Origin of the sequence: Clostridium sp. HCP1S3_C6, assembly GCF_052066735.1 — a bacterium.
In the GTDB taxonomy this organism is placed as follows: Bacteria; Bacillota; Clostridia; order Clostridiales; family Clostridiaceae; genus Clostridium.
The window spans coordinates 1-14,224 of the sequence record NZ_JBQHRN010000017.1 but is presented as its reverse complement, the minus strand read 5'-3'; the positions used below and the strand labels follow the sequence as shown (position 1 = coordinate 14,224).

13 protein-coding genes and 1 pseudogene are annotated in these 14,224 nt (G+C 25.6%); all 14 read left to right on the top strand.

Features of this window, described 5'->3' with window-relative positions:
- Window positions 1-20: 20 nt before the first annotated feature.
- Entirely contained in the window at window positions 21-1,208 is a 1,188-nt protein-coding gene (locus ACTNAO_RS07685; RefSeq protein ID WP_441027835.1) for an acetate/propionate family kinase, read from the top strand.
- Between the two features lie 102 nt (window positions 1,209-1,310).
- On the top strand, window positions 1,311-2,066 hold the full coding sequence (locus ACTNAO_RS07680; RefSeq protein WP_441027834.1) for a hypothetical protein: 756 nt from the start codon (window positions 1,311-1,313) through the stop codon (window positions 2,064-2,066).
- On the top strand, window positions 2,021-3,634 hold the full coding sequence (locus ACTNAO_RS07675; RefSeq protein ID WP_441027833.1) for an ATP-binding protein: 1,614 nt from the start codon (window positions 2,021-2,023) through the stop codon (window positions 3,632-3,634). Before ACTNAO_RS07680 ends, ACTNAO_RS07675 begins: the two co-directional genes overlap by 46 nt.
- Window positions 3,635-3,721: 87 nt before the next feature.
- Window positions 3,722-4,891 (top strand): D-alanyl-D-alanine carboxypeptidase family protein, encoded by a 1,170-nt coding sequence (locus ACTNAO_RS07670; RefSeq protein ID WP_441027832.1) that lies wholly within the window; start codon window positions 3,722-3,724, stop codon window positions 4,889-4,891.
- Between the two features lie 150 nt (window positions 4,892-5,041).
- The gene (locus ACTNAO_RS07665) at window positions 5,042-5,794 is read left to right on the top strand and encodes a segregation/condensation protein A (RefSeq protein ID WP_441027831.1); all 753 of its coding nucleotides are present in this window, start codon (window positions 5,042-5,044) and stop codon (window positions 5,792-5,794) included.
- Complete coding sequence (scpB, locus tag ACTNAO_RS07660) at window positions 5,787-6,413, top strand: SMC-Scp complex subunit ScpB (RefSeq protein WP_441027830.1); 627 nt, start codon at window positions 5,787-5,789, stop codon at window positions 6,411-6,413. Before ACTNAO_RS07665 ends, scpB begins: the two co-directional genes overlap by 8 nt.
- Before the next feature lie 74 nt (window positions 6,414-6,487).
- Window positions 6,488-7,339: a D-alanyl-D-alanine carboxypeptidase family protein gene (locus ACTNAO_RS07655; protein ID WP_441027829.1), complete on the top strand. Its 852-nt coding sequence runs from the start codon at window positions 6,488-6,490 to the stop codon at window positions 7,337-7,339.
- 51 nt (window positions 7,340-7,390) lie between these two features.
- Window positions 7,391-8,182 carry an ABC transporter ATP-binding protein gene (locus ACTNAO_RS07650; RefSeq protein ID WP_441027828.1) on the top strand — a complete coding sequence of 264 codons (792 nt, stop codon included), beginning with the start codon at window positions 7,391-7,393 and terminating at the stop codon, window positions 8,180-8,182.
- Complete coding sequence (locus ACTNAO_RS07645) at window positions 8,182-10,197, top strand: ABC transporter permease subunit/CPBP intramembrane protease (RefSeq protein WP_441027827.1); 2,016 nt, start codon at window positions 8,182-8,184, stop codon at window positions 10,195-10,197. Before ACTNAO_RS07650 ends, ACTNAO_RS07645 begins: the two co-directional genes overlap by 1 nt.
- A 1-nt stretch (window position 10,198) precedes the next feature.
- On the top strand, window positions 10,199-11,968 hold the full coding sequence (locus tag ACTNAO_RS07640; RefSeq protein ID WP_441027826.1) for a DUF885 domain-containing protein: 1,770 nt from the start codon (window positions 10,199-10,201) through the stop codon (window positions 11,966-11,968).
- A gap of 66 nt (window positions 11,969-12,034) precedes the next feature.
- Window positions 12,035-13,012 carry a DUF6414 family protein gene (locus tag ACTNAO_RS07635; RefSeq protein ID WP_441027825.1) on the top strand — a complete coding sequence of 326 codons (978 nt, stop codon included), beginning with the start codon at window positions 12,035-12,037 and terminating at the stop codon, window positions 13,010-13,012.
- Between the two features lie 120 nt (window positions 13,013-13,132).
- Window positions 13,133-13,723, top strand: a complete 591-nt coding sequence (locus ACTNAO_RS07630) for an HD domain-containing protein (RefSeq protein ID WP_441027824.1) — start codon at window positions 13,133-13,135, stop codon at window positions 13,721-13,723.
- Between the two features lie 70 nt (window positions 13,724-13,793).
- Complete coding sequence (locus tag ACTNAO_RS07625; RefSeq protein ID WP_441027823.1) at window positions 13,794-13,958, top strand: hypothetical protein; 165 nt, start codon at window positions 13,794-13,796, stop codon at window positions 13,956-13,958.
- A gap of 83 nt (window positions 13,959-14,041) precedes the next feature.
- Window positions 14,042-14,224 (top strand): annotated as a pseudogene (locus ACTNAO_RS07620) (MerR family transcriptional regulator); the annotation flags it as partial.

Sequence of the window (14,224 nt, the reverse complement as noted above, 5' to 3'; positions counted from 1 at the left end):
TTTTTATGGAGGTTTTTAATTTGAAAGTATTAGTAATTAATTGTGGCAGTTCATCCTTAAAATATCAATTATACAATATGCAGAATGAAGAAGTTTTAGCAAAAGGGTTAGTAGAAAGAATTGGTATAAATGATTCAAGGCTTAAACAAAATACAAGAAAAAATGAAAAATTTATTATTAATAAGGATATTAAAAATCATAATGATGCAATAAAGCTTGTTATGGAAGCCTTAACAGATAAACAAAATGGTGCTATTGACTCTATAAATGAAATTAATGCAGTAGGGCACAGAGTTGTTCATGGAGGTGAAAAATATTCTAGTCCTGTTCTTATAAATAATGAAGTTATAAATCACATAAAAGAGTGCTTTAAGCTTGCACCTCTTCATAATCCAGCCAATTTAATAGGAATAGAAACTTTTATGAAAATTATGCCAGGTGTAAAAAATGTAGCTGTATTTGATACTGCATTTCACCAAACAATTCCAGAAAAAGCTTATCTTTATGGAATTCCATATAAATATTATGAAAAAGATCATATAAGAAAATATGGTTTTCATGGTACATCTCATTATTATGTTTCAAGGAAAGTAGCAGAAATAATAAATAAGGATATAAAAGATTTAAAAATAATAACGTGCCATTTAGGAAATGGTGCCTCTCTTTGTGCTATTGATGGTGGAAAATCCATAGATACAACTATGGGGTTTACTCCTCTTGATGGAGTTATTATGGGTACTAGATCTGGAAGTTTAGATCCGGCTATTATTCTTTATTTAATGAAAGAGTATAAATATTCTATAGAAGAAATGGATGATATTTTAAATAAGAAATCAGGTGTGTATGGATTAAGTAATTTAAGTCCTGATTTTAGAGATATAGAAAATGCAGCAAATTCTAAAAATCACATGGCCCAAAAAGCATTGGATACATTTCATTATAAGATTAAACTTTTTATAGGTGCATATATGGCTGCACTAGGTAAAGTTGATGCTATTGTTTTCACAGCAGGAGTTGGTGAAAATGGTCCAGAGACTAGATATGAAATATTAAAGGGTCTTGAAGGTCTTGGAATAGAAATTGATAAAGAAAAAAATAAAGTAAGAGGAAAAGCTTTAGAAATATCAAAAGATACTTCTAAAGTAAAGGTATATGTAATTCCTACTGATGAAGAATTTATAATTGCAAAGTCTTGTGTTATGTTATGAAGAAATAAATAATTTATATTGGACTGTATTGAGAAAATATGGTATATTTATTTGGGTATAATTAGAAAAAATATAAATTTATATAAATAATTGGAGGACATTTTGTTACTAAGAGATAAAATTAATAATAGCAATAATATTATTATAATTGCAATAAATTTAATGATTATATTAGAAATAGCTTTAATAGGCCAATGTAACTTTCAATTTACATGGCAAAGGATATACATACTTAGAGGAGTTTTGTTTTCTACATCTATAATTTCAATTGGCAGTATGTATATTCTTTATTATACATATAAAAATGATGTTATTTTTTTAGTTGCTCACGCTTTTATTTTAATAACTATAGAGTATGTTTATAATAATTGTTTTTTTGAATACATTAGAAAAAATTATATATCTATATTTCTAGTACTAAATTTTATTTTTTTTGCAATTGATTATTTAGTATTTTTATATAAAGATCATAAGATAAGTAGAATTATTCTTAAGCAAAAAGTTAAATATTTGTATGTAACTATTGGAATACTATTATTTGTTTTTTTATATGAATTTTCTATGAATATTTTCATAGGGAAAATAATGGCAATAAAAGGTGGTAATATGCTTCGACTTATTATGGCTATTTTTACAATTATTGTAACACTGAAAATATATAAAGAAACTTTTCAAGGTATAGGGAGAAATATATACTTTTTTATAGCATTATCACTTAATATTATTGCAATAAAAAAATTATATGTAGTTAAAACACAATTTTCTTATGATTATGCATCAGGAATAAATATAATACTTGGTATTTTAGCTGTTTGTGTTATAATAATAGGTTTTTTCATGAAACTATACAAAAAATAAATGAAAGTGAAGAGTTAAAATTTAATCTTAATATATTTTATAAATTTGTAGAAAACAATCCAGATAATAATTTTGTATTATTATCTGATAATGGAAGAGTACTTTATGCAAATGAACTTGTTAGAAATAGATATTGTAGTGAAAACTTGTCTCTTGAGAAACAATATAGTGCTCTTGAGAAATCTGTGAATTTCGCTCAATTTTTTAATAATAATCTAATTTTAAAGGAACTTAGGAATATAGGGAAATATAGTGGTATTGTAGTTGATAAAATTAATAGATATGTAAAAATTGAGGGTAGAAGAATAATTCTTCCAGAATCTTATGTTGATTTATATAGTTACATTGATATTACAGAAGAATATAGTGCTAATGAAAAGCTTAGAGAAAGTGAAGAAAGATTAAATACCATATCAGAAAATACATTAGATTTTATAGTTCATATTGATAAGAATGGAACAATAGAGTATGTTAATGAGTATTCTTTAAAAAATATAGGATGTAAATTAGAAGATGTTTTAGGTAAAAATTATAAAGAATTTGTTGTAAGTTGTAATGAAAATATGGTTGATGAATTTAAAAAATGCAAGGAAATAAAAAGTACTATTGTTAGAAATTCAATTAGTATTAATAATTCTAAAATTATTCCCCTTGAAACAATAGTTAGAAAAGTATATGACATTAATGGTGAATTAAGGGGATATATATTAGTATGTAGAAATGTTGCTATAACACAAAAATTAAATAAAATAACAGAAAAATATAATGAAATAAAAGAATACAATAAAATAAGAACTGAATTTTTTGCAAATATGTCTCATGAATTAAGAACTCCTATAAATATTATATATTCATGTATTCAATTGCTAAATGGAAAAGAATCTGATAAAAATGAGCTTAACAAATATTATCATAAGTACTCTAAAACTATAAAACAAAATTGTTTTAGAATACTAAGATTGGTAAATAATATTATAGATGTAAGTAAATATGATACAAAAAACACAAAATTTGAGTTCGTTAATCATGATATAGTAAGTTTAGTTGAAGATATAACATTATCTACAGTTCCTTATGTAGAGGCAAAAAAATTAAATATTACCTTTGATACGTCAATTGAAGAACTTGAAATAAAGTGCAATGTTGAAAATATTGAAAGAGTTATATTAAATTTAATTTCTAATGCAATTAAATTTACAAAAGAAGGTGGAAGTATATCTGTAAATATTGATTATGATAAAGATTATGTATATATAAGAGTAAAAGATACAGGAATAGGAATTCCAGAAGAACTTAAGGATATGATATTCAAAAGATTTGTTCAAACTGACAAGTCATTAAAAAGAAAAAAAGAAGGAAGTGGTATTGGTTTAGCCTTAGTTAAATCAATAATAACATTACATAATGGAGAAGTTTATGTAGAATCAACTAGTGAAAAAGGAAGTGTATTTTTAATAAAACTCCCTAATGTAATTTTAGAAAATCAGCCTGTTACTGATTTAAATATTAAATATGAAAATGATAATACAGAAAAAGCAGATATAGAATTTTCTGATATATATGATTAATTATAAAAAATATTATAACAAAGCATGTTTTGTTATGATATTTTTTATTTTTATGGAAACAATATTTTTAGGAAGGAGGATTTTTATATGAAAAAATTTTTTAAAAAAATAATTTTAATTATGTTACAAGGAATATTTTTTATGGAAATGCTTCCTTGTTCTTTAGCTTATGCAGTTAGTGAAGAAGGAACTATGGAAAATATTGAGGCTAAGTCAGCATTACTTATGGAACCTATATCTGGTAAAATATTATATGAAAAAAATATAGATGAAAAATTTGCACCAGCATCTGTAACAAAAGTAATGACAATGCTTTTAACTATGGAAGCAGTTGATAATAATAAAATATCATTAAATGATGAAGTTACATGTAGTGAAAATGCTAAGCATATGGGTGGCAGTACTATGCTTCTTGAAACAGGTGAAATAAGAACTGTTGAAGAACTTTTAAAAGGAGTTGCTATTGCATCTGGAAATGATGCGGCTGTAGCATTAGCTGAATATTTAGCAGGAACAGAAGGGGAGTTTGTTGTATTAATGAATAATAGGGCTAAGGAACTTGGAATGGAAAATACAACATTTAAAAACTGTAATGGTCTTCCTTGTGAAGGACATTTATCTACTGCAAGGGATATTGCTATTATGTCGAGAGAACTTTTAAAACATGAAAAAATACTTAAATATTCAGGTACGTACATGGAAACTATTTCTGAAGGTAGAAAGAGTCCTATTGAACTAGTAAATCATAATAAACTCGTTAGATTTTTTGATGGCTGCGATGGACTAAAAACAGGTTATACTAGCGAAGCAAAATATTGTATATCTGCTACTGCAAAAAGAAATGGTGTAAGGATGTTATCAGTAATAATGGGATCTCCAACATATAAAATAAGAAATAGAGATGCAGGGCTTTTACTTAATTATGGATTTTCTAAGTATCAAGGTAAAAAACTTGTTTCTAAAGATGAGGATATAGAAGAAGTTCCTATGAGTAAACAGACTAACAAAACATTTATTGCAAAAGCAAAAGAAGATTTAGAAGTTGTACTTCCAAAAGGAATTGATGGAGAACTTCAAAAGAAAATAATATTAGATGATATTAAAGACAAATATAGTGCTGGTGATATTGTAGGAAAATGTGAAGTTTATCTTGGAGATGAAAAGGTAGGTCAAGTAGAAATATATTGTGATAGGGATATTGAAAAGGGTGGTATTTTAGATAATATAAAATATAATATAAAAAATCTTTTTAGTTAGTTTTAAAGGCAATAAATGTACTTTATTTATGAATTAAAGTGCATTTATTGTCTTTTTGCATCATACGTAAAAAATGCTAGTTGTTTTTTGTAGTATATTGTATAATAAATATAATGTTATTTAGAAAGTAAAAAAAGGGAGAGATTAAATATGCAAATGCCCAATATTAAAATCAACGATTTTGATGGACCTTTTGATTTACTTTTACATTTAATTAGAAAAAATAAAATGAGCATATATAATGTTGAAATATATAAGATTACAAATCAGTACTTAAAATATTTAGATGAAATGAAGCAAATGGATTTAGAAATAACTTCAGAGTTTATTGTAGTTGCTGCAACTCTTATAGAAATAAAATCTAAAAAGCTTCTGCCAAAGCCTAAAAAAGAAGATGAAGAGGATGAAGAAGATATAGAAAAGAAACTTCTTGAAAAACTTATTATATATAAAAAAATAAAAGAATCTACAGCATTTTTTAGAGAACGATATAGAAATTCAGGAAATATATATACTAAAAAGCCTGAAATTATAGAAGAGGTTAAAGATAGTTCTGTAAATAATGATGATATATTTAAAAATATAACATTACTTGATTTATATCATATATATAATAATTTGCTAGATATATATGTAAATAAGCAAAATAAGGCAAATGTAATTAAAAAAAAGATATATGTAGATAAATATAAAATTGAAGATAAAGTAGAGTATTTATCTCAAAAACTAGTTTGTGGTAAGTCTACGGAATTTTCTACATTAATGAAAGAATGTGAATGTAAAATAGAATGTATAGTTACCTTTTTAGCCATGCTAGAACTTATAAAGCAAAAGGTTATAAAGGTTTATCAAAATAGTAATTTTGGAGAAATATTAATAGAGAGGCAAAGTGTTAATGAATAAGTTAGATGGTGTACAATTTGAATTTGAGGGAACATCAAAAAAAGGTCATATAAAGGCTGCTATAGAGGCAATGCTTTTTGTAAGTGGCGAACCAATATCCCTTAGAGATATTGCAATAAATTTAGAAGCTACACCTAAAAGTGTTGAAGAAATATTAGGTGAAATGATTCTTGAATATGAAATGTCAGAAAGAGGTATAAAGCTTATTTCTGTAAATGGTTCATACCAACTTGTTACAAAAGCAGAATATGGAGAGTATATTCAAAAATTATTAAAGAAGAATAAAAGACAATCTCTTTCACAAGCATCTCTTGAAAGTCTTGCAATTGTTGCATATAAGCAACCAATTACAAGAATTGATATAGATGAAATTAGAGGTGTTAAATCAGAAAGTGCTATTCAAAGACTTATAGAAAAAGATCTTATAAAAGAAGTAGGTAGACTTGATGTGCCTGGAAGACCAATTTTATTTGGAACAACAGAAGAATTTTTAAGACAATTTGGACTTAATGATTTAAAAGAGCTTCCATCACTTGATGTTTTTGGTGTGGATGAAGAGTCTATTAAAGAAACACTTAAAGAAAGAGAAGAAAATGAAGAAGATTCTTTAGATGAATAAATTATTAATATATGAATAAAATCACCTTTATTTAAGCATAATAAATATATTATGAAAATAAGGGTGATTTTATTATGAAAAGAATTACTAAAATCTTTATATTATTATTAGTTTTTTGCTTTATTTTTAATGGATATTTTTTTCAAACAATAAATTCTTATGCTTCTGATAAATTGAATGTAGATGCTAGGTGTGCCATTGCAATTGATTCTAAAACAAAAGATGTTTTATATGAGAAAAATGCCTATGAGCTTGTTCCAATGGCAAGTACAACCAAAATTTTAACAGCAATAATTGCTATAGATAGAGGCAATTTAGATGAGGAATACATAATTAGTAAAAATGCATGTAGTGTAAGAGGATCTAAAGTTGGCTATGCTGAAAATGAAAAAGTAACTGTAAGGGAACTTTTATATGGACTTATGTTTAAATCAGGCAATGATGCTGCAATAGCTTTAGCAGAAGGTATTGCTGGTAATGTAGATGATTTTGCTAATATTATGAATCATTATGCTGTAAGCTTTGGGGTATTAGATTCACATTTTAAAACTCCTCATGGTCTTGATTCAGAGGATCATTATTCAACTGCTTATGATTTAGCTCTTCTTGCATCAAAGGGTTTTGAATATGATACATTTAGAGAAATTGTAGGTTCAAAATCTATAAGTAAAGATAAATATAATTTTACAAGAGATTATAACAACATAAACAAAATATTATGGAAAATTCCTGGTGCAAATGGTGTGAAAACTGGCTATACTGGTCAGGCTGGAAAGTGTTTAGTTTCATCAGTAAGGCATAAGGATAGAGATATAATAATCGTTGTATTAAATTGTAATGATAGATGGAATCAAACTGAAAAGATTTTTAAGCACATTAATGAAACAGAAGCCTTTAAGGAAAAAAATAATATTATGGAAACATAGAGACATATATTGTAAAATAGTATTATATTTTTAATTTAAGGGGGATACATTTTGATTGAAGCAAATAATATTAGCAAGATTTTCATTAAAGATGAAGCAAAAAAGCAAAAGAAATTTAAATTATTTTCAAAAGAAGTAACAAAAGTAGAATTTTATGCATTAAATAATGTTTCATTTGCAGTAGATAGCGGTGAGATAGTTGGGGTTTTAGGTCCTAATGGTGCAGGAAAAACAACACTTCTTAGGATTATTTCAGGACTTATGAAACCTACTTCAGGGCAGGTAGTTATAAAAACTAAAGATAAAAGAGTACTAATTGATCCTATTGAAATAAAAAAGAACATAGGATATTTATCAGAAAATACAAAGCTTTATGGAAGATTTAGTATACGTGAAATTCTTAATATTTTAGGAAAAGTATATAAGATGGAAGATAGTGAGATAGAAAACAGGATTAATGAAATATTCAATTTAATGAATTTGCAAGACTTTGGAGATAATAGAATAGAAAAATTATCAACTGGTCAAAAGCAACGAGCTTCTATAGCTAGATGTCTTATTCATAATCCAGATATATATATATTTGATGAACCTACATTAGGATTAGATATATTAAGCAGTGAAACAATCATTAATTTTATGAAGGGCGAAAAGAAAAGAGGTAAATCAGTAATATATTCTACTCACTATATGGAAGAGGCCGAGTTTCTTTGTGACAGAATAGTAATGATTCATAAAGGAAAAATTATAGCCTCTGGAACTCCAGAGGAACTAAAAAAAGAGACAAGCACTAATAGCTTAAGGGAAACATTTAAATCATTAGTAAATCTGGAGGCAAAGTAATGAAAACTATATTATCTTTATATAAAAAAGAATTAATGGATATTTTAAGAGACAAAAAAACTATAATAATGATGGTTGTTCTTCCTATTTTGCTTTATCCATTACTTATGATAGGCGGAGTTCAGCTTGGAACATATATATCTAGTAGTAGCAAAGAGCATAAATATAATATTGCTATTGATATGGAAGAAGGATCATCTAAAAATGAATTAGAATCTTACATTAAAAATAATGAAGATTACAATTTTAATATTTTAGATACAAGTGATTATTTAGATGATTTAAAAAATAATAAGCTTGATTGTTTTATAACAGATGAAAAAATGGATAATAAAATTTCTTATAAAATAAATTATATTGGATCAGAAAGTAATTCTTCTAATGGTGAATTAGCACTAAAAAAAGTTTTAGAAGATTATAATTTGACATTAAGTAAAGAAATAATAAAAGATGCAGGACTTGATGTTGATGAAACATTAAAGCCTATAGAAATTAAAGAAGAAAATTATGCATCTAATGAGCAATCTGTAGGTAATATTTTAGGAATGATTATTCCAATGCTACTTATTGTAAGTATTCTTCTAGGTGCTATTTATCCTGCTATTGATACTACGGCAGGAGAAAGGGAAAGAGGTACATTAGAAACTATTTTAACATTACCTGTAAGTAATAAGGAACTTATATTTAGTAAGTTTCTTGCAGTTTCAACTATTTCAGTAATATCTGCCATAGCTAATATTTTATCTATGAGTTTTGTAGGAATTTATATGTATAATTCTATGAAAAGTATGCTATTAGATTCTAAAACATTAGATATAAATGTATATTCTTTTGTACCAGCTGTTATAATCGTATTTTTATGTGTAATAACTTTTGCATTATTTATTACATCATTAGCTATGAGTGTTTGTATATTTGCAAAAACCTTTAAAGAGGCACAAAATTACATTACTCCATTAATGCTTGTTTTAATGATGCTTAGTTATATATCATTTATTCCAAATGTGTCTTTAACAAAAGTTACAGCTATAATACCTGTTGTTAATTTAGCACTTTTAATTAAAGAGGTTATGCTTTTTAAGATAAATATAGGAGTGCTTGTAATTGTTCTCTTATCAAATATATTTTATAGTTTTGTAACAGTTATGTTTTTAAGTAAGGTTTATAATAGTGAAAATATACTATTTGGAAGCAATAAATATGAATTTAAGCTATTTGAGAGAAGAGCAAATATTAAAAAAGGTGGTATCCCAAGCATTCAAGATTCCATTTTAATTTTAGGAATAGGACTAATTTTAATTATTTATATAGGTTCTTATTTTCAATTTAAATATGGTTTATTTGGAGCATTATCTAATCAAGTTATTTTACTTGTAATTTCAATGTTTTATATTATTTATACAAAATGTAACATAAAAAATACATTGAGTTTAAGAAAGCCTAAGGTTTTAAGTATAATAGCATCTATAATTTTATGGCTTGGAACATTTATATTAATTAATTTAATATCTATACCCCTTCAAAGGTTAATGCCTGAAAGTGCACAAAATCTTGAAGTTATTAATAACTTAATGGAAGGTCATAGCACTTTAAGTCTAATAATTGTTGTGGCATTAATACCTGCAATAGTAGAAGAATTATTTTTTAGGGGATTTGTATTTTCAGCTGCAAAGGAAAAGTTTAATAAGATTCCAGCAATTATTTTTGTATCACTTATTTTTGGCTTATATCATATGAGTTTTATAAAGATGTTTACTGTTGGAATTTTAGGAGCAGCACTAGCAATAAGTGTGTATTATTCAAAAAGTATAGCAACATCTATGATAATGCATTTTTTAAATAATGCAGTTGCGGTAGTAATATCTGTATATGGAAATACATTAGTTGAAAAAATACCATTTGTACTTAGCAATGATATAAATATTGTAAATATAATTATTTATTTTATTTTTAGTATTATTTTTATTGCTTTGGGAATAATTTTATTAAGAAGGAAAAGCATAAGGAGTTGTTAGGATGAACAACCTAAACAAGCAAAATTTTTTAAAAAGATATTTGTCATTAGCTTTTGTATTTATTTTTTCCATATCTTTAGTGGGATGCAAATCTTTTAAGGATAATGGAAGGACTGCAGAAGAAGAAATTGCATTATTTGATCAATTTTGTACAGATGAATTTAAAGATTCATTAGAAAATGACAGTTTTTCTATTAATTTTATGCTTAAAAATCCCAATAAATATGCAATAAAAACAAATGAAATAAAAATAAATAACATCTCAGAAGAATATAATAAAGATGCAATAAAGGAAAATACAGAAGTTCTTAATAAACTAGAAGATTTTGATTACTATAAATTGAATGATGAGCAAAAAATAACCTATGATACATTGAAAGAATTTTTAAATAATGAAATTGAAATGTCAAAGCTTCCTGATTATCAAAGCCTTTTTGCACCTAGTAAGGGCATTATATCAAATGCCCCTACTAGTTATATTGAATATATTATTGAAAATAAGCAAGATGTAGAAGATTACATTGAACTTGAAAAAAATTTCAAGGAATATATAGATAGTGCACTTGAATATACTAAAAAACAGTCAGATGAAGGATTTTTTATGACTGACTATGCTGTAGATAAGGTACTACAACAGTGCAATACTTTTTTAGAATCTAAAGATAATCCTTTTGAGTCATCATTTAATTCTAAAATCGACTCCTTAGATTGTCTTACATCAGAGCAAAAGGAAGGTTATAAAGCATTAAACAAACAAGCAGTAAAGGAATATATTATTCCATCATATGAAAATGTTATAGAAACATTAACAAGTCTCAAGGGTACTTGTACTAATAATGAGGGCTTATGCAATTATAAAAAAGGAAAAGATTATTATGAATATCTTGTGAAAATTTCAACTGGAACAAATAAATCTATGAGAAAAATTATAAATGAAGTTGATGAAAATTTAGATGATGCAATAAAAGTTATTACGCAAAATTCAAAAAATACAATGAATGATTCTGACAATTTAAGTGTTAAAGATAATGTTCCTGAAAATATTATTAATTATCTAAAAGAAAATATAGACAATTACTATCCAGAAATAGGAGAAACTAATTTTACTGTAGATTACCAGTCAAAATCCTTGGAAGTAGATGGGGTAATTGCTTATTATATGAGTTCAAGAATAGACGATTTTTATAATAATCATATAAAAATTAATGAAAGTGCAGTAAAAGACAACCCTAATCTTTTATATACTACTCTTGCACATGAATCCTACCCAGGACATCTTTATCAACATGTATATTTTTGTGAAAAAAATCCTAACCCTATAAGATTTTTAACAGAAAACTTAGGTTATGCAGAAGGATGGGCAGAATATGCCTCAGATAGTTCCCTTGATTTTTTAAACTTAGATAATAGTTTGAAAGAATATATAAAAAGTACAAATTTTGCAAATTCGCTTATTTATACAAGAATGGATATAGGAGTTAATTATGAAGGATGGGATTTAGGAGATCTAAAAAAATATCTAAAAAAATATTTTATAGATAGTGATAATTTAGCTGAAGAGTATTTTAATAATTTAGTTGCAAATCCAGGCATTATGCTTCCATATTCCATTGGGAAAATAGAGATGCTTCAGTTAAAAAGTTATGCAGAAAAAGAACTTCAAGATAACTTTAATGTAAAAGAATTTAATAAAATAATTTTAGATACAGGAAATGTTCAATTTGATATTTTAAAAAAGCAAGTAGAAAAATATATTGAGGCAAATAAATAATAGTCATAGATAGCTATAATTTATAGTAAAAATATATAAGATGAAAATTTTTGAGGAGTTTTATAGGTGGCTAATTCATTTTTAGGTGAAGGATCATTAGGACTTCTTATGTATTTAGATGAAGGACTTGTTAAAAATTTATCTTCACTTGTTTTAAGTGGCTATATACAAATAAGAACAACAAAGTTAATTCAAGATAAATCATTATCAGAAAGAATAGGATCAGATAATAGAAATCACATGTTTGATGAAAATAGGGGAGCTGAAGATATAAGAGAAGGATTTGTTGTTAACAATAATTCTAATGTATGTCACAATGAAGAAACCTGGCATAATAAAGTAGATGCTGAAAATAGAGATTTTATTAGAAGAGAAGAAGAACTTCAAACAATATATACAACCTTTAATTTGCATGGGCAACTTTTTCAGCAGCTTGATACTGCAAATAAAATAGTTAAGCTTGAAAATACTACTGTAAGGGAAGGTCAGGTAAGTGAAGGTGACTATATAAAAATAAAAGGTATTTTAACTTCAGAATCTATTAAAGGATATATAGAATCCCTTCAGGTATTATTTGATTGTTTTGGATGTGATAATTTAAATACAATAATTCCATCATCTGAAAGTAAGTTTAAGTGTAAAAATAGAAGCATATTTAATTATACATCTATATGTAAAATGTTAAGTAAATTAAATGAAATTTTAAATAGGAATAATACACAAGATCTTATATTAAGATGTGGTGATACATCTGCTATATTAAATGTAAATAATAGCTTTTTTATGAATAATACTTCATATATTTATGATATGATTGATTGCCCATGTACAGTATTTGGAAAAGTTATTCATGTTGCAAAACCAGGTGAAAGTATAAGTCTTCTTAGAAAAACATCTCAAGAGGAATATTATGAAAGTGTATTAAATAGTTTTTTGCCCTATTGCAATGTTTTAGAGTCCTCTGGAATTGTTGTGCCTAAAATGCCAAGACTTAAATGTGAAGGGGTATCTATTATTATTCTTCCTATTAGTATATCAACATAAAATCTCTTTAAAATGATTTTCATTTTAAAGAGATTTTATGTTTGTTATGTTCTTTTTTACTAATTAAAAATAAAGTATAATATAAATTATAAAAATAAATTAAGTTAGGAGGAAAGGTAATTGCAAGATAGATTAAAAAGGCAACTTGAATTTATAGTAGAAGTCGATAAATCAAAAGAAATACTTAGAAGAACACTTTTAACACAATCTAAAAGAAGAGAAAATGATGCAGAACATGCATGGCATTTAGCACTAATGGCTCCTATTTTAAAAGAATATATAAAAGAAGACATTAATATAACAAAAGTTATAAATATGGTTATTATTCATGATTTAGTTGAAATTGATGCAGGAGATACCTACTGCTATGATACTGAAGGTTATAAGACTAAGGAAACAAGAGAGAAGAAGGCTGCTGACAGAATATTTAACATACTTCCGAAGGATCAAGCTGATTTTATTTATGAATTATGGAATGAATTTGAAGAAATGAAAACTCCAGAAAGTAAATATGCAAATACATTAGATAGATTACAACCAATTCTTAATAATATTGCAACTGGTGGTGTGTCATGGAAACAAAATAAAACTACAAAATCAATGGTTTTAAATAGAATGAAAATAATAAAGGACACATCATGTGAATTATATAATGTTGTGTTAGAAATAATAAATAAAGGTGTAAAAATGGGAGTACTTAAGAACGAATAAATAAAAGTAATTTGTAAAATAAATACTTGTCTTTCATATAATAATATAAAATTATTTTAGGAATTTATATATGAAGAAGTCTAATAAAGAAAATAATATAAATTATTACAATTTTAATAATTTAAAAAATCAGTCAGATGATTATAATGAAATATATAATGGATGGCAAAATTTTATAGCAAGTATTCTAACATTTGTAGCAATAAATATTAGTGCTAGTAATATAGAATTTTAATTGTAAAGGAGAATATTAATAGTTATTAAAAATATATTCAAATATAATCAAATGTAATATGATATATTTAGGGGTGATTATATTTGAGTAAAAATTATAAACCAAAAGAATTTGCAGAACTTTTAAATGTATCAGTATTAACTTTGCAAAGATGAGATAATACTGGAAAATTAAAAGCACATAGAACTCCTACGAATAGAAGATATTACACTTATGAGCAATATCAAAAATATATGGGAATAACAAATTCAAGCAAGAAAACAGTT

Excerpts from the sequence above, each read along its gene's own strand:
- ACTNAO_RS07670 (WP_441027832.1), top strand. The coding sequence starts at position 3,722 with ATGAAAAAATTTTTTAAAAAAATAATTTTAATTATGTTACAAGGAATA.
- ACTNAO_RS07665 (WP_441027831.1), top strand. The coding sequence starts at position 5,042 with ATGCAAATGCCCAATATTAAAATCAACGATTTTGATGGACCTTTTGAT.
- scpB (WP_441027830.1), top strand. The coding sequence starts at position 5,787 with ATGAATAAGTTAGATGGTGTACAATTTGAATTTGAGGGAACATCAAAA.
- ACTNAO_RS07655 (WP_441027829.1), top strand. The coding sequence starts at position 6,488 with ATGAAAAGAATTACTAAAATCTTTATATTATTATTAGTTTTTTGCTTT.
- ACTNAO_RS07645 (WP_441027827.1), top strand. The coding sequence starts at position 8,182 with ATGAAAACTATATTATCTTTATATAAAAAAGAATTAATGGATATTTTA.
- ACTNAO_RS07640 (WP_441027826.1), top strand. The coding sequence starts at position 10,199 with ATGAACAACCTAAACAAGCAAAATTTTTTAAAAAGATATTTGTCATTA.
- ACTNAO_RS07625 (WP_441027823.1), top strand. The coding sequence starts at position 13,794 with ATGAAGAAGTCTAATAAAGAAAATAATATAAATTATTACAATTTTAAT.